The following is a 15599-nucleotide window of genomic DNA, read 5'->3' as shown; positions in this document are numbered from 1 at the left end:
GGCCTCCTGCTCGTCCGGGGGGGTCGCGGGGCTGCTGCCCGGGCGCGTCGCCGGACTAGATTGGAGGTCGACCACGTCCGGGCCGGGTGCGACGGAGCTCCCGGCAGGGCGGGACAGAGAGGACCGGCGTGCGCGAGCTGAGCGTTCCCCCCACCGCCACCGTGGGCCCCGACGAGGCGCTGACCGACATGGTCGCGCGCAACGCGGCCGAGCACCCCGACGACGTCGGCCTGCGCCGCCAGCACGAGGGGCGGTGGACCGACGTCACCTACGCGCAGTTCGCCGCCGAGGTCGCCGGGGTCGCCAAGGGCCTCGTCGCCGGTGGCGTGCAGGCCGGCGACCGGGTCGCCCTGCTCGCCCGCACCCGCTACGAGTGGACGGTCCTGGACTACGCGATCTGGACCGCCGGCGCGGTCGTCGTCCCGGTCTACGAGACCTCCAGCCCCGACCAGGTCGCCTGGGTGCTCGCCGACTCCGGGGCCCGCGCGATCGTCGTCGAGACCGCCGCGCACGCCGGCGTCGTGGAGTCCATCCGCGCCGAGGTGCCCGAGCTCGACGCCCTCTGGGTCATCGAGGAGGGAGCGCTGGACACCCTCACCACCGCCGGCGCCGACGTCCCCGACGGCGTCCTGGCCGAGCGGCGGGCGACGCTGGGCTCGGCCAGCCTGGCCACGCTGATCTACACCAGCGGCACCACCGGGCGGCCCAAGGGCTGCGAGCTCACCCACGCCAACTTCCTGTTCGAGATCCGCAACGGCATCAGCCTGCTGTCCGGCCACCTCAACGAGCGCGGCTCGCTGCTGCTGTTCATCCCGCTGGCGCACGTGCTGGCCCGGGTGCTGCAGATCGGTGGCATCGACAACCGCGTGGTGCTCGGCCACACCCCCGACGTCAAGGACCTCGTCGGCGACCTCGGCCGCTTCCAGCCCACCTTCGTGCTGGCCGTGCCGCGGGTGTTCGAGAAGGTCTACAACACCGCCAAGGCCACCGCCGAGGCCGGCGGCAAGGGCAGGGTCTTCGACCGTGCGGCGCAGGTCGCCATCGCCTGGTCGCGTGCCCAGGACACCGGCGGCCCGGGCCTGGCGCTGCGCGCCCAGCACGCGCTGTTCGAGCGGCTGGTCTACGGCAAGCTCCGCGCCGCGCTGGGTGGCCGGTGCCACGCGGCCATCTCCGGCGGCGCACCGCTGGGCGCCCGGCTCGGCCACTTCTACCGCGGCCTGGGCGTCACCGTCTTCGAGGGCTACGGCCTCACCGAGACCACCGCCGCCGCCGCGGTCAACCACGACGCCGCGCTGCGCATCGGCACGGTCGGCCGGCCGCTGCCCGGCGTGGACGCCCGGATCGCCGACGACGGCGAGGTGCTCGTACGTGGCGGCATCGTGATGCGCGGCTACTGGCGGAACGAGGAGGCCACCGCCGAGGCCATCGACGCCGACGGCTGGTTCCGCACCGGCGACATCGGTGAGCTCGACGACCAGGGCTTCCTGACCATCACCGGCCGCAAGAAGGAGATCCTGGTGACCGCGGCGGGCAAGAACGTCGCCCCCGCGGTGCTGGAGGACCGGCTGCGCGCCCACAAGCTGGTCAGCCAGTGCATCGTCGTCGGCGACCAGCGGCCCTTCATCGGCGCCCTGGTCACCCTCGACCCCGAGGCGCTGCCGGCCTGGCTCAAGGCCGTGGGCAAGGACGCCTCGCTCACCCCGGCGCAGCTGCGCCAGGACCCCGAGCTGCTGGCCGAGCTCGACCGCGCCGTCGCCGAGGCCAACAAGGCGGTCTCCCACGCCGAGGCGATCAAGAAGATCCGGGTGCTCGGCGAGGACTTCACCGAGGCCAACGGCACGCTCACCCCGAGCCTGAAGCTCAAGCGCGCCGTGGTGATGAAGCAGTTCGGCGGCGAGGTCGAGGCGCTCTACGCGCCGGACGCCGCCACCGCGCGCCGCTGACCCCGGCCCGCCGCACGGTCCTGCCCGGGGCCGTGCCGCGGGCCGCTCAGCCGTCGAGGACGGCGGCGAACGTGCCGGCGATCGTCGTCCAGGACCAGCGCTGCTCGACCCAGGCCCGGCCGGCCACGCCCATCGCGCGCGCCCGGTCCGGGTCGTCGAGCAGCCCCGCCAGCACGGCGGCCACCGCCGCGGGCGAGCGCGGGTCGACGACGTGCCCGGTGACGCCCTCCACCACCGTCTCCGGCGCCCCGCCGGACGTGCCGGCGACCACCGGCCGGCCGCAGGCGGCGGCCTCCAGGAACACCATCCCCAGACCCTCGACGTCCAGCCCGCCCCGCCGGGTGCGGCAGGGCATGGCGAACACGTCGCCGGCGGCGTAGTGGGCCGGCAGATCCTCGGCCGGCACGCCCCCGGTCAGGACGACGGAGTCCTGCAGGCCACGGTCGGCCACCGCCCGCCGCAGCGCCGGCTCCAGCGGCCCACCACCCACCAGCAGGAGCCGGGCGCGCGGGTGCCGGGCCAGGACGTCGGCCCACCCGGCGACCAGCACGTCCTGGCCCTTGCGCGGCACCAGCCGGGACACGCAGACCACGACCGGGGCGTCGCCGAGGCCGTGCCGGGCGCGCACCGCGGCGCCGTCGGCGGCCGGGGTGAACCGGTCGACGTCCACGCCGGGTGAGAGCTGCACCAGCTCGGTGCGGTCGCCCAGCGCCGGGGCGAGCCGGCTGCGGGTGAACTCGCTGATGTAGGTCACGGTGTCCAGCCCGCCGGCGATGCGGCGCATCACCTGCCGGGCACCGGGGAGGGCGACCCACCCGGTCTCGTGCCCGTGGGTGGCCCCGACCAGGCGCTCGACCCCCGCCCGGCGCAGCGCCGGGGCCAGGAGGCCCAGCGGCGCGGCGGCACCGAAGAACACCGTCCGGCAGTCGTGCTCGCGGGCCAGCCGGACGGCGGCCCGGGCGGTACGCGGGGTGGGCAGCAGCATCCCGGTGGGCATCCGCACCACCTCGTAGGGCAGCGCGGCGTCGTGCGCGGCCGAGCCGGGGTGGTCGGAGGCGAGGACCACGAGCGTCTCCGGAGGCCGGGTCTCCAGCAGCGCGGCGACGAAGGTCTGGATCCCGCCCTGCCGCGGCGGGAAGTCGTTGGTCACGACGAGGGTCCGCCTCATCCGCCGTGCACCTGCGTCCAGTCCTCGGCGAAGGCGATCCGCTGCGCCGTCGTGGGGTGGCTGCCGAAGAACCACTGCCAGGCCGCCGGCGGGTCGGGGTCGTTGAGGTTGGCCGAGCCCAGCGAGCGCTGCACGGCGACGAAGGACGCCGGGTCGCCGGTGAGGTCGAGGGCGTGCAGGTCGGCGCGGGCCTCGATGTGCCGGCTCACCAGGTTCTGCACCGGCGTGGACACCAGCGTGCCCACGGCCAGCAGCAGGAGCAGCAGGCCGACGACCTGCCCGTCGCCGGGCCCGCTCGCCCCCGCCCGGCGCAACAGCGGCGGCGAGCTGACCAGCCAGCCCAGCAGCGCCGTCCCCGCGCCCGCGCCGAGCGCGCCGATCAGCGTCCCGGTGAGGACGTCGTCGCTCGCCACGTGCCCCAGTTCGTGCGCGGCGATCGACTCGACCTGCTCGTCGGGCACCTGGTCGAGCAGGGTGTCGTAGACGACGATCCGCCGGGTCGAGCCGAAGCCGGACACGTAGGCGTTCAGGGCGGTGGTGCGCCGGCTCGCGTCGGCGACGAGCACGTCCTCGACCGGGGTCCCGCTGCGCTCGGCCAGCGCCAGCAGCTCGGTGCGCAGCGGGCCGGCCGGCATCGGCTCGAAGCGGTTGAACGCCGGCTCGATGAGCAGCGGGTAGAGGAAGGACCCGATCACCACCAGCGCCGCGGCGGCCCCACCCGCCCAGGCCCACCAGGTGCGCGGCGCCCGGCGGGCGAGCCCGACCAGCACCAGCATGCCCAGCGCGGTCAGCCCGGCGTTGATGCCGGTCGAGGTGGCGACGTCCCGGGCCCACAGCCCCCAGCCGCGCGTGGACAGCCCGTAGCGGTGCCGGACCACCTCGGCGTAGGCGGCCAGCGGCAGGGTGGCCAGTCGCCCGGCCACCAGGATCGCCACCGTGCCCAGCAGCACCCGCCAGGCCCAGCCACCGCCCAGCGGCCGGGCCACCGCGCGGGCGGTGGCCGCCCCGGCCCGGGTGAGCCCGAAGACCGTCGAGACGACCAGCCCCACCACCAGCGAGGTCAGCGACGCCGGGCGCAGGGCCGCGGCGAACGCCTCGGCACGGGCCGCCTGCTCGGGGGTGAACGCCGCGGCCGGGTCGACCGGGGTCCGGCCGCCGGGCGGCGTGGGCAGCAGGTCCCAGGGGGTCACCACCACGACGACGGCGACCAGCACCAGGCCCAGCACCGCGGCCACCGCCAGGGCCGGGCGGCGGGAGGTCGGCTGCGCCCCGACGGCGGTGCTCATCGGGAGGCGCCCGAGCGGGTCAGCGTGCACACGGCGGCGAGCTTAGGCAGCCGGTCTGTGCGCGGGTCCCCGTCCCGGGCGTGGGGGGGCTGCCCCGGGGCACCTGCGCCACGCAGCGCTCAGCCGAGCAGCCGACGGGCGCCGACGTAGCCCCGCATGTCGACCGTGGAGACGATCACCGGCTGGCCGAACGTGGAGGCGTGCACCATCTGGCCGTTGCCGATGTAGATGCCCACGTGGCTGACCGGGCTGTAGAAGAACACCAGGTCACCGGGCTGCAGGGCGGCCCGGTCGACGGGGGTGCCCATGCCGGCCTGGGCGCGGCTGGAGTGCGGCAGGGCGATGCCCGCGGCCGCGTAGGCGTACTGGGTGAGGCCGGAGCAGTCGAAGGCGTCGGGGCCGCCGGCGCCCCACACGTACGGGTCGCCGAGCTGGGCCAGGGCGGTGTCGACGACGACCTGCGCCGCGTCGCTCGGCGCGCTCACCTGCGCCGGCGGCTCGAGCACCGGGCCGGAGTGCTCGACCACGACCTCCTGCTGCTGGACGACCGACAGCGCGTCGAACTGGTGCTGGTAGTCGGCGATGCGGGCGGTGAGGTCCTGCTGGCGGGCGGTCGTGTCGGCCAGCGTCTGCTCGGCGGTCGCGGCGGCGGTCTCGGCGTCGGCGCGCGCCTGGTCGGCGGCCGCAGCGGCAGCAGTGACCTGACCGAGCACCTCGTCGGTGTGGCCGGCGATCGCGTCGAGCGTGGTGACCTGGGCCAGGAACTCGTCGGCCGAGCCACTGGTCATGAGCGCGTTGAACCGGGACAGGTTCTCGCCGGTGAAGGCGCTGCGCGCGATCCGGCGCACCTGCTCGTCCAGCGCGGCGAGCTGGGCCTGCGTCTCGGCGACCGTCCGGCCGGCGGCCTCGGCGGCGGCCCGCTGCTGGGTCAGGGTCTCCTGGGCGTCGTTGAGCTCCTCGGTGACGACCTCGAGGTCGTGGGTGGCGTCCGAGACCAGCCGGGTCGCCTCCTCGGGGGTGGCCGCCTGGGTGACCGGGTCACCCGGGGCCGCTGCCGCGCTGCCGGGCAGGAGGGCCAGCGCCAGGCTGGCCGTGACGCCCGCCAGGAGACCGGTGGCCAGTCGACCGCCCCGTCGCGCCCAGGACCGGGCAGGACGACGGCCCGCGGTGCGGTCGGCAGGTGCGGTCGGCCGGATGGGCCGGACACGGGACTGAGGGCTCGCCACGGGCGGCGGGGCTCCGTTTCTTCCGGTCGACCGCCGGTCCGGTCGGCCGCCGGGCCGGGAGTGGACCCCGTCGCGTCCTGGTCGACGCGGTGCTCGGCGCGCTGTGCGGACCCAGGAGGCTCACCCGGTGGCGCGGTGGCTCCCGGTCCACCGACCCGGTCGCGGGTCTGGTGGTCGGGCGGTGTCCGGCCGAGGTCACCCTCTGTGGTGACGACCTCTCGGACGGACACGACGAACTTAGGTCCGTGACCGGATCGAGATGAAGCCCCGTCAAACACCCAACTGGAGCAAGAACCTGACAAATCACACTGTTGCGATTTGTCAGCTGACGTGCCGGCTCCCGCGGATGGACGCATCCTGATGACGCAACGGCGGAACCAGGCCGAACTCTGCCAACGCACGGACGGCCTCCTGCTCGACCTCGTCGAGCTCGACGACCGACCAGGGGTCGGCGGCGGGCGCGTCAACGCGACCCATGTCACCGTCGGCGGCGGCCCGCCCGGGCGCGTCGCCGGCCGCGGCAGCCGCGGGTGCCGACACCACGGGCCCGGTCCCGGCCGCGGGCCGGCGACGGGTCAGCGGCACGACGGTGGGGTCGCTCCCCCGCCAGCCCGGCGGAGCACCCAGCAGGACGGTCACGACGCAGTCGTCGCAGCCGTGACCGCGGACGGTGCAGGTGTCGCAGTCGATGAGCACGGCGGCTCTCCTTCTCTGTCTCCGGGACCGGGCAGCGCGGACGTTAGGGAAGGGCACCGACAGTTCCGGTCCGCCACCCGCCCGCGCCCCGATGCCGACCGGCCACCCGGCGTGGGCTGCGCGGAACTGTCGGACACCCGACCTAGCGTCCGGTGCGTGCTGTTCCCGCCTGTCCCACCGTTCCCGCCGGACGCACCCGGGGCACCGCCGGAGCGGTCCGGCTGGCAGCGGGTGGCCCTCCCGGTGCACGGCGCCGCGTCCCCCGGGGTGAGCGCCCCGGAGCGCCCGCGCTACCAGCAGGCCACGATCGACGACCTGGGCACCGCGCTGGCCGAGGTCACCTTCGTCGTCGTCGACCTGGAGACCACCGGCGGCTCCCCGAAGGACAGCGCCATCACCGAGATCGGGGCGGTCAAGGTCCGCGGCGGTCAGGTGCTCGGGGAGTTCCAGACGCTGGTCGACCCGGGCCACGCCATCCCGCCCTACATCAGCGTGCTCACCGGGATCACCACGATGATGGTCGCCGCCGCACCGCGGATCGAGGCGGTGCTGCCCGGCTTCCTGGAGTTCGCCCGCGGCACGGTCCTGGTGGCCCACAACGCGCCCTTCGACCTCGGGTTCCTCCGCGCGGCCTGTGAGGCCAGCGGCGTGGCGTGGCCGGCGTTCGCCTCGGTCGACACCGCCGTGCTGGCCCGCCGGCTGCTCACCCGCGACGAGGTGCCCAACTGCAAGCTGGGCACCCTCGCGCCCTACTTCTCCTCCCGGACCGAGCCCACCCACCGCGCCCTGGAGGACGCCCGGGCCACCGTCGACGTGCTGCACGGGCTCTTCGAGCGGCTGGGCCCCCTGGGCGTCACCTCGCTGGAGGAGCTCACCGGCCTGACCCGCCAGGTCGACCCGCGACGCCGGCGCAAGCGCCACCTGGCCGAGGACGTCCCGCACGGCCCCGGCGTCTACGTCTTCCGCGGTCCCGGCGACGAGCCGCTGTACGTGGGCACCTCCGGTGACCTGCGCACCCGGGTGCGCAGCTACTTCTCCGCCGGCGAGCAGCGCAGTCGCATGACCGAGATGATCACCATCGCCGAGCGGATCGAGGCGCTCCCCTGCGCCCACGACCTCGAGGCCGCCGTCCGGGAGCTGCGGCTGATCGCCCAGCACAAGCCGCGCTACAACAAGCGCTCCCGCTTCCCCGAGCGCGCGCTGTGGGTGCGGCTCACCGACGAGCCGTTCCCCCGGCTGTCGGTGGTCCGCCGGGAGGTCCCTGGTGCAGGCACCTTCCTGGGCCCCTTCCCCGACCGCCGGGCGGCCGAGGCCGCCATGGCCGCAGTACACGAGTCGCTGCCGCTGCGGCAGTGCACCGGCCGGCTGTCGCTCACCGTGCTCGGCAGCGCCTGTGCGCTGGCCGGGATGGGGCGCTGCGGAGCGCCCTGCACCGGAGCGCAGAGTCGGGAGGAGTACGCATCGGTCACCGAGGTCTTCGCCGCCGCCGTCGAGCACGACCCCCGCGGCCTCGTCGCCCCGCTGCTGGACCGGGTCGAGCGCCTGGCCACCGAAGGGCGCTACGAGGACGCCGCCGAACTGCGCGACCGGGCGGCCGTGCTGGTGCGCGCCGTGCGCCGGCGGCAGCGGCTGGCCTCCCTGGCGGCGGTGCCCGAGCTCGTCCTGGCCCGGCCCGACGGCGAGGGCGGCTGGCAGCTGTCGGTGGTCCGCAACGGCCGTCTCGTGGCCGCCGGGGTGGCCGAGCGCGGCCGGTCGGTGCGCGGGTACCTCGCCGACCTGCGGGCCACTGCGGAGACCGTCACGGTCGGCGACGGCGAGCTGGCCGCCACCGTGGAGGAGACCGAACTCGTGCTGAGGTGGATGGAGAAGCCGGGCACCCGCCTGGTCGACGTCACCGGCACGCTCGCCAGCCGCACGCCCGGCACCGGCGACTACAGCGGCTTCCTGGCCCTGGTGGAGGCCGGCCGCGCCGAGCGCGACCCGTTCGCCGACAACCGGTCGCTGGGCACCCGCTCGCAGCCCGACCGGGTGGCGCCGGGGCGTCCCGCCGAGCCCGGCCGCCGGTCCCGCCCCCGGCCCGACGGCCGCACGCCGGGACGGCGCGGGCGGACCGGCATCGGGCTAGCATCCCCGACGTGATCACCGCCATCGTGATGATCGATGCCGCCACCGACTCGATCGGCGAGGTCGCCGAGGCCGTCGCCGCCCTGCCCGGCGTCAGTGAGGTGTACTCCGTGGCCGGCGGGGTGGACCTGGTCGCGCTCGTCCGGGTGCACGAGTTCGAGGAGATCGCCCAGGTGATCGCCGGCCGGATCAACAAGGTCCCCGGTGTCCTCGACACCGACACCCACATCGCCTTCCGCGCCTACTCCCGGCACGACCTCGAGGCCGCCTTCTCGATCGGCTTCGAGTCCGCCGACTGAACGACGGCCGCACCGCCGCCCGCCGTCCGGGCTCCCGGCCCCCCGGATCGACACGCTGCGCCCCCCGGCCCGACAGGCTGCGACGGGGCCGCTGGGTCCCGGGCGGGCTGTGGTCCGACCGCGCCCGGACGACGCTGGCCGGGAACGGGTCGGCCACGGTCGCCCTGTCGTGACGACCAACCAGGGGCCGGTCCGACGGTCCCGCGCTGGCCGCTCCGCGATGACCCGGCCGCTCCCCGATGACCCGGCCGCTCCCCGGTGACCCGGCAGCCCCACGGTGACCAGGCAGCCCCACGGTGACCAGGCAGCCCCACGGTGACCAGGCAGCTCAGGGATGACCGGGCTGCTCCCTGGCGACCAGGCAGCTCCAGCAGGTCCCGCCTCGTGGCGGCGCCCTCGCCGCGCACGACGGCCCCCTCGTCATCCCGGCACGGTGGGTCGGGTCATCGCCCTGGCAGCGGGAGGTAACTCCCGCCGCCCCTGCGCAGCACACCGTGACCGTCACCAGTTCGTCAGCCGGGTACGGAGCGGCGGCGTCCTGGCTAGACCGAGCCGTGTCCCTGCCCGGCGGACGGGGTCCTCTGCCGGTCGGCGCCCGACGGTCGGCTGCCCGAAGCAACCGTGGCCGCCCGGATGGTCGCATGCAGGAGGTGACCGGTCGACCGACGCGACCGACGCGACCGCACGGAACGACCGGTACACGCAGCAGGGGCCCCGGCGGACGATGCCGCCGGGGCCCCTGCTGTGGTGCTCAGTGCTGCTCGATCAGGAGCGGGGCTCCTGCTGGGGCTTGCCGCCCTCGGAGGGACGACCACCCTCGCTGGGGCGACCGCCCTCGGAGGGACGACCCGAGCCGGTGAGCTGGCGGTGCGCCTGCTCGGACTCGAGGCCGCGGGCCTGCTCCTCCGCCTCGCGCTGGACGGCCGCCGGCTCCTCGATCGGCTTGAAGAAGCCCCGGACGGCGCGGCGGGCGCCACCGACCTGGTTCATCTTCTTGGGGACCGAGGCGCCGCCGTAGGCCAGCATCCCGTGACCGTGCTCGTCGACCGGCCCCAGGGGCTGGTGGACCTCGATGAACTCACCGCTGGGCAGCCGGCGGATGACGCCGGTCTCGATGCCGTGCTCGAGCACCTCGCGGTCGTGCCGCTCGAGGCCCAGGCACAGGCGGTAGGTCGCCCAGTAGGCGATCGGGGGCAGGATCAGGAACCCGATGCGGCCGGCCCAGGTCATCGCGTTGAGGCTGATGTCGAACTTGTCGGCCACGACGTCGTTGCCACCGGAGATGAAGAGCACCAGATAGGCGGTGATCGCCATCGCGCCCAGCGAGGTGCGCACTGGGACGTCGCGCGGACGCTGGAGCAGGTGGTGACTGGCGGTGTCGCCGGTCAGCACGCGCTCGATGACCGGGTAGAAGGCCAGGAGCGTGAACATGATGCCGGGGATGCCGAGGGCGCCCCAGAGGACCGGCGGGATGTGGTAGCCCCACAGGTCGATCTCCCACGGCGGCATGATGCGCGAACCGCCGTCGACGAAGCCGATGTACCAGTCGGGCTGCGACCCGGCCGAGACCTGCGACGGGTTGTAGGGACCCATCTGCCAGATCGGGTTGATCTGGACCAGACCACCGAGCGCGGCGAGCACACCGAAGACGATGAACAGCAGGCCGGTCGCCTTGGCGGCGAACGTCGGGAAGAGCCGGTTGCCGACCACGTTGTGCTCGGTGCGCCCCGCCCCGGGGAACTGCGTGTGCTTCTGCTTCACCAGGATCAGCAGGTGCAGCGCGATGAGCGCCAGCAGGACCGCCGGGATGATCAGCACGTGCAGGATGTAGAGCCGCCCGATGATCAGCTCACCCGGGAAGTCCCCACCGAAGACGGTGAAGTAGATCCACGTCCCGATGACCGGGATGGAGAGGAACACCGCCGAGAAGATGCGGAGCCCGGTGCCGGAGAGCAGGTCGTCGGGGAGGGTGTAGCCGGCGAAGCCCTCGAGCATGGCCAGCACCAGCAGCGCCACACCGATGAACCAGTTGGTCTCACGGGGCCGGCGGTAGGCGCCGGTGAAGAAGATGCGCAGCAGGTGGACCACGATCGAGGCGACGAAGAGCAGCGCCGCCCAGTGGTGCAGCTGCCGGATGAACAGACCGCCACGGACGTCGAACGAGATGTCCAGGGTGGACTCGTAGGCCGCCGACATCTCGACACCGCGGAGCGCGGAGTACGAGCCGTTGTAGACGATCTCCTTCATCGACGCGTCGTAGAAGAAGGTCAGGTACGTACCCGACAGCAGCAGCATGATGAACGAGTAGAGAGCGATCTCGCCCAGCAGGAACGACCAGTGGTCGGGGAAGACCTTGTTCAGGGTGCGCCGGACGGGGCCGGCGACGATCAGCCGGTCATCGACCTCGAAGGCCGCCTTGCCGACGAGCGTTGCAGGCGCCCCGGGCCCGGGCACGGTGCTGGTGGCCATCAGTTGAGCCTCCCAATGTTCCAGAACGACGGCCCGATCGGCTCGGGGAAGTCTCCTCGGGCCACAAAGTACCCCTCTTCGTCGACCTCGATCGGGAGCTGCGGCAGGGAGCGGGTGGCCGGGCCGAAGACCGGCTTGGCGCCCTGGGTCACGTCGAACTGCGACTGGTGACAGGGGCACAGGATCCTGCTGGTCTCCTGCTCGTACAGCGACACCGGGCAACCGGCGTGCGTGCAGACCTTGGAGTAGGCGACGTAGTCACCGAAGCCGAAGTCCTCCCGGCCGGTGGCCGGACGGAGGGACTCGATCTGCTCCGGGCGGAGGCGGATGAGCATGACCGCGGCGTCGTACGCGCGGTCCCCGCCCTCGACCGCCGGGAAGACGGTGGCCAGCGAGCCGGGCTGCTGGTCACCGGGGCGGACCGGGGTGCCGTCGTCACGGAGCAGACGGACGCCCTGCGCCCACGGCGTGGTGCCCAGCGGGTTGCCCTTGTTCGGGTTCTTGATGAACCCGCCCAGCAGGGACACGAGCATGGCGCCGAACGCCAGGCTCATGACGCCCAGGACGCCGACCAGCAGCTTGCGGCGGGGCAGACCGGAGTTGTGCAGGCCGCCCATCAGGGTGGCACCGGTGGTGACCCGGTCGAAGTGCGACCCGTCGTGCTTGTCCTGCACCGCGGTCTCGTGCGGCAGCAGCTTCTTGACGTAGAGCACCAGCGCGACGCCCACCGCGATCAGCGCGCCGCCCATGGTGGCGCCCAGGAGCGGGGTGTACAGCGCGCTCCAGGTGCCGCTCTCGATCCGCCACTCCCAGCTGGGCAGGAACCAGCCTGAGCCGAGGAAGACGACCACGAAGGCGAGGGAGAGCAGGCCGGCCAGGGCGAACCACATCGTGACCAGGCGGGTGTTCTTCTTGTCCAACGGCGACCCGATGGGGGCCGCGGGCTCGACGTGCAGGATCTCGACGCCGTCGAGCCGGGCACCGAGGCGGTCCAGCTCGGTGCGGTCCATCGCCGCGAGCTGCTCCGGCGAGTAGTCGTCGTCCGGCCCGCCGTGCAGCTGCCCGGCCTCGTCGGCGCCGCCCGTGGAACCGGGGCGGGGTTCGGTCGTGGTCACGCCTTGGTCCCCATCCAGAAGATCCCGAAGAGCAGGGCACCGACGGCCGCGACCCAGATGACCAGACCCTCGGCCACCGGGCCGACACGACCGGCGCCGTAGCCGCCGGGGTCGGCGCTCTCCTTCATGGTCTGCACGTAGTCGATGATCGACCGCTTCTCGTCCGGGCTCAGCTGGTTGTCACCGAACACCGGCATGTTCTCCGGGCCGTGCAGCATGGCCGCGTAGATCGTGAGGTCGTTGGCCTCGGCCAGCGACGGGGCACGCTTGCCCGAGGACAGCGCACCGCCCTGGCCGGTGAAGTTGTGGCACTGGGCGCAGTTGAGGCGGAACAGCTCGCCACCCTCGGCCAGGTCGCCGTCACGCAGGTCGCCGGAGGGCAGCGTGGGCCCACCGCCGTTCTCCTGGATGTAGGCCATGAGCTGGTCGATCTCCTCCTCGGAGAAGATCGGCGGGCGCTCGGGGGCCTGGGCCTCCTGGCGGACCAGCGGCATGCGGCCGGTGTGCACCTGGAAGTAGACGGCGGCCTCGCCGGCGCCGATGAGCGAGGGACCGCGGTCCTCGACGCCCTGCAGGTTCGAACCGTGGCAGGTGATGCAGCTGCGCGTGTACAGCTCGCGGCCGGCCTCGACGGCGTTGGACGGGTTGCCGGTCGAGTCGTCGGCGGCGCTGGCGCCCGGGGCCAGCGCGGAGTAGCCCACACCGGTCAGCACCAGGGCAGCCATCAGGCCGGCCACGTTGGCCAGGCGACGACGCTGCTTGGAGCGACGACGGTCCCGCGCAGCGGCCGCCGGCGAGCCGGCTTCCGGGCGGAGGCGGCGCAGCCCTCGGCGACGGCCCTCGGCGGGGGCGACGGATGAGGCGTTGGGAGTGGACACCCGGTTCCCTACTGGATCAGGTAGATGGTGATGAACAGACCGACCCACACGACGTCGACGAAGTGCCAGTAGTAGGACACCACGATCGCCGAGGTCGCCTGGGCAGGCGTGAATCGGCCCATGGTGGACCGGATGAGCACGAAGACGAAGGCCAGCAGGCCGCCGATGACGTGCAGTGCGTGGAAGCCGGTGGTCAGGTAGAACGCTGATCCGTACGTCGACGACGAGAGCGTCGTCTCGTGGTCGACGACCAGCGTCCGGTACTCGAACGCCTGGCCGAGCACGAAGACGAGGCCCATCACGAAGGTGATGGTGAACCAGCGCCGGAGGCCGTAGACGTTGCCGATCTCCGCGGCGAACACCCCGTACTGACAGGTGACCGAGGAGGCCACCAGGATCAGGGTGAAGACCGTCGCGTAGGGCACGTTGAGCTCGGTGGGCTCCGGGGGCCAACCCTCCAGCGCTCGCGCACGCGCGGTGAAGTAGATGGCGAACAGGCCGGCGAAGAACATCAGCTCGCTGGAGAGCCAGACGATCGTGCCGACGCTGACCATGTTCGGTCGAGTCAGGGAGTGCACCCGCGAGGTGTCGAAGGTGCTGCTCGCCACGGGGGCCGTTGTCACGGGTTCATCATGGCATCGGGACAGGCTCCCCACGACGTGGGGTCGGGTCCGCGTGGCGCGTCTCGGGCAACATGCCGGTTGTGCACCACCAAAGCGTAGGCCGCCTGCCTCCCCGGTGGGGCCCCGCGCCCGCTAGGCTCCGCCGGGTGAGCGTCGACGCCGCACCGGCCACCGTGCTGGTCTTCAGCCAGCGGGCCGAGGTCCGCGCCGCCGTCCGCACCGCGCTGGGCACCGCCCCGGCCACCGACGTGGGGCCGCTCCGGTACGTCGAGTGCGCCTCCGGCGACGAGGTCGTCGCCGCGGTCGACGCCGGCGGCATCGACCTGTGCCTGCTCGACGGCGAAGCCCAGCCCACCGGCGGCATGGGGATCAGCCGCCAGCTGAAGAACGAGATCGCCGACTGCCCTCAGCTGGTCGTCCTCATCGCCCGCCAGGCCGACCGCTGGCTGGCGCACTGGTCGCTGGCCGACGCCACGCTGGCCTACCCGGTCGACCCGCTCACCGCCGCCGACGTGGTCGCCGGGCTGCTGCGGGCGCGCGCCGGGCAGCGTCCCGTCGTCCGTCGCTGACGAGGTGGCAGACGTCCGCCCGACGTGGTCGGGACTGCTCAACCGGTTGATCCGCCGCGAGGACCTCTCCGTCGAGGACGCCCGCTGGGCGATGCAGCAGGTGATGACCGGGGAGGCGACACCGGCCCAGGTCGCCGGCTTCCTCGTCGCCCTGCGGGCCAAGGGCGAGTCCCCGGAGGAGGTGGCCGGGCTGGCCACCACGATGGTCGAGCTGGCCACCCCGGTGAGCCTGCCCCTCGACTGCGTGGACATCGTCGGGACCGGTGGTGACGGGGCCCAGACGGTCAACATCTCGACCATGGCCGCGATCGTCGTGGCGGCGGCGGGGGTCCCGGTGGCCAAGCACGGCAACCGTGCGGCGTCCTCGGCGTCGGGCACCGCCGACGTCCTCGAGGCGCTCGGCGTGGTCATCGACCTGCCGGCCCCCGCGGTGGCGCAGTGCGTGCGGGAGGCAGGCATCGGGTTCTTCTTCGCCCCGGTCTTCCACCCCGGGTTCCGCCACGCCGGCGTGCCGCGCCGCGAGCTGGGCATCGGCACCGTGTTCAACTTCCTCGGGCCGCTGACCAACCCCGCCCGCCCCGTGGCGGCCGCGATCGGCTGCGCGGACACCCGGATGGCCCCCGTGCTCGCGCAGGTTCTGGCCGACCGGGGCACCCGGGCGCTGGTCTTCCGCGGAGACGACGGCCTCGACGAGCTGACCACCACGACCACCTCGGCGGTGTGGGTGGTCCGCGACGGCGAGGTCATGCCCGAGCGGCTGGACCCCACAGCGCTCGGGGTGCCGGTCGCCGAGCCGGGCGCGCTGCGCGGCGGCGGTCCGGAGGTCAACGCCGAGGTCGTCCGTCGGCTGGTCGCCGGTGACCCGGGCCCGGTCCGCGACGCGGTGCTGCTCAACGCCGCCGCGGCGCTGGCCGCCTTCGACACCCACGGTGGCCGGCTGCACGACGTCCTGGGGGCCGGCCTCGAGCGGGCCGCGGCGGCCGTCGACGACGGTCGGGCGGCGGCCAAGCTGGACCAGTGGGTCCAGGTCAGCCGGCAGGCCCGCGCCGCCGCCGTCGGCGCCTAGCACCGGGGCTGCGCCCCGCGGTCCGACGGACGACCGCCCGGTCCGCTCATCTGCCCACCGGCGGTCCCGCCGGGCGACCCACAGGGGCTGCTCGCCATCGTGCGCCGGCGGGCAGCAGCGTGCCGGCGTCCCCGGTG

The 15599-nt window shown here is 74.0% G+C and carries 13 protein-coding genes; 5 read left to right on the top strand and 8 right to left on the bottom strand.

Annotated features, from left to right (window positions below; translation table 11 throughout):
* Nucleotides 1-128: 128 nt before the first annotated feature.
* Entirely contained in the window at nucleotides 129-1943 is a 1815-nt protein-coding gene (locus tag ACGBYP_RS03710; RefSeq protein ID WP_411581910.1) for an AMP-dependent synthetase/ligase, read from the top strand.
* A 46-nt stretch (nucleotides 1944-1989) separates the two neighbouring features.
* Here ACGBYP_RS03710 and ACGBYP_RS03705 read toward each other — a convergent pair whose 3' ends face one another.
* From ACGBYP_RS03705 to ACGBYP_RS03690, 4 genes are all read right to left on the bottom strand, one after another.
* Nucleotides 1990-3111 carry a glycosyltransferase family 4 protein gene (locus ACGBYP_RS03705; protein ID WP_411581909.1) on the bottom strand — a complete coding sequence of 374 codons (1122 nt, stop codon included), beginning with the start codon at nucleotides 3109-3111 and terminating at the stop codon, nucleotides 1990-1992.
* Complete coding sequence (locus tag ACGBYP_RS03700) at nucleotides 3108-4397, bottom strand: M48 family metallopeptidase (RefSeq protein ID WP_411581908.1); 1290 nt, start codon at nucleotides 4395-4397, stop codon at nucleotides 3108-3110. Before ACGBYP_RS03700 ends, ACGBYP_RS03705 begins: the two co-directional genes overlap by 4 nt.
* Before the next feature lie 119 nt (nucleotides 4398-4516).
* On the bottom strand, nucleotides 4517-5623 hold the full coding sequence (locus ACGBYP_RS03695; RefSeq protein WP_411581907.1) for an NlpC/P60 family protein: 1107 nt from the start codon (nucleotides 5621-5623) through the stop codon (nucleotides 4517-4519).
* Nucleotides 5624-5944: 321 nt separating this feature from the next.
* On the bottom strand, nucleotides 5945-6319 hold the full coding sequence (locus tag ACGBYP_RS03690) for a hypothetical protein (protein WP_411581906.1): 375 nt from the start codon (nucleotides 6317-6319) through the stop codon (nucleotides 5945-5947).
* A 156-nt stretch (nucleotides 6320-6475) separates the two neighbouring features.
* Between ACGBYP_RS03690 and ACGBYP_RS03685 the strand changes: the two genes are divergently transcribed.
* Both ACGBYP_RS03685 and ACGBYP_RS03680 read left to right on the top strand, forming a co-directional pair.
* Nucleotides 6476-8458 (top strand): DEDD exonuclease domain-containing protein, encoded by a 1983-nt coding sequence (locus ACGBYP_RS03685; protein WP_411581905.1) that lies wholly within the window; start codon nucleotides 6476-6478, stop codon nucleotides 8456-8458.
* Entirely contained in the window at nucleotides 8455-8742 is a 288-nt protein-coding gene (locus ACGBYP_RS03680) for an Lrp/AsnC family transcriptional regulator (protein ID WP_163610520.1), read from the top strand. Before ACGBYP_RS03685 ends, ACGBYP_RS03680 begins: the two co-directional genes overlap by 4 nt.
* Nucleotides 8743-9507: 765 nt before the next feature.
* On the opposite strand, the gene ACGBYP_RS03675 is transcribed toward ACGBYP_RS03680, so the two are convergent.
* The 4 genes from ACGBYP_RS03675 to ACGBYP_RS03660 all read right to left on the bottom strand — a co-directional run bounded on the left by ACGBYP_RS03675 (nucleotide 9508) and on the right by ACGBYP_RS03660 (nucleotide 13827).
* Nucleotides 9508-11211, bottom strand: coding sequence for a cytochrome b N-terminal domain-containing protein (locus ACGBYP_RS03675; protein ID WP_411581904.1), 1704 nt, complete (start codon nucleotides 11209-11211; stop codon nucleotides 9508-9510).
* Nucleotides 11211-12326 carry a ubiquinol-cytochrome c reductase iron-sulfur subunit gene (locus ACGBYP_RS03670; protein WP_411581903.1) on the bottom strand — a complete coding sequence of 372 codons (1116 nt, stop codon included), beginning with the start codon at nucleotides 12324-12326 and terminating at the stop codon, nucleotides 11211-11213. The genes ACGBYP_RS03675 and ACGBYP_RS03670 overlap by 1 nt, the downstream gene beginning before the upstream one ends.
* Nucleotides 12323-13063 carry a c-type cytochrome gene (locus ACGBYP_RS03665; protein WP_411581902.1) on the bottom strand — a complete coding sequence of 247 codons (741 nt, stop codon included), beginning with the start codon at nucleotides 13061-13063 and terminating at the stop codon, nucleotides 12323-12325. The genes ACGBYP_RS03670 and ACGBYP_RS03665 overlap by 4 nt, the downstream gene beginning before the upstream one ends.
* A gap of 149 nt (nucleotides 13064-13212) precedes the next feature.
* Nucleotides 13213-13827 (bottom strand): heme-copper oxidase subunit III, encoded by a 615-nt coding sequence (locus ACGBYP_RS03660; RefSeq protein WP_411581901.1) that lies wholly within the window; start codon nucleotides 13825-13827, stop codon nucleotides 13213-13215.
* A 146-nt stretch (nucleotides 13828-13973) separates the two neighbouring features.
* Between ACGBYP_RS03660 and ACGBYP_RS03655 the strand changes: the two genes are divergently transcribed.
* Both ACGBYP_RS03655 and trpD read left to right on the top strand, forming a co-directional pair.
* Nucleotides 13974-14396: a hypothetical protein gene (locus ACGBYP_RS03655; protein ID WP_411581900.1), complete on the top strand. Its 423-nt coding sequence runs from the start codon at nucleotides 13974-13976 to the stop codon at nucleotides 14394-14396.
* A 4-nt stretch (nucleotides 14397-14400) separates the two neighbouring features.
* The gene (gene trpD / locus ACGBYP_RS03650) at nucleotides 14401-15462 is read left to right on the top strand and encodes an anthranilate phosphoribosyltransferase (RefSeq protein WP_411581899.1); all 1062 of its coding nucleotides are present in this window, start codon (nucleotides 14401-14403) and stop codon (nucleotides 15460-15462) included.
* The last annotated feature ends 137 nt before the right edge of the window (nucleotides 15463-15599 follow it).

The sequence above is a fragment of the Modestobacter sp. SSW1-42 genome (assembly GCF_046635825.1).
GTDB lineage: Bacteria > Actinomycetota > Actinomycetes > Mycobacteriales > Geodermatophilaceae > Modestobacter.
Note: the sequence above shows the minus strand (reverse complement) of the source record. Positions and strands in the feature narration are given on the sequence as shown.

What these genes read in the sequence shown, in the direction of transcription:
- ACGBYP_RS03705 (WP_411581909.1), bottom strand. Translation starts at nt 3,111, where the DNA reads ATGAGGCGGACCCTCGTCGTGACCAACGACTTCCCGCCGCGGCAGGGC.
- ACGBYP_RS03675 (WP_411581904.1), bottom strand. Translation starts at nt 11,211, where the DNA reads ATGGCCACCAGCACCGTGCCCGGGCCCGGGGCGCCTGCAACGCTCGTC.
- ACGBYP_RS03700 (WP_411581908.1), bottom strand. Translation starts at nt 4,397, where the DNA reads ATGAGCACCGCCGTCGGGGCGCAGCCGACCTCCCGCCGCCCGGCCCTG.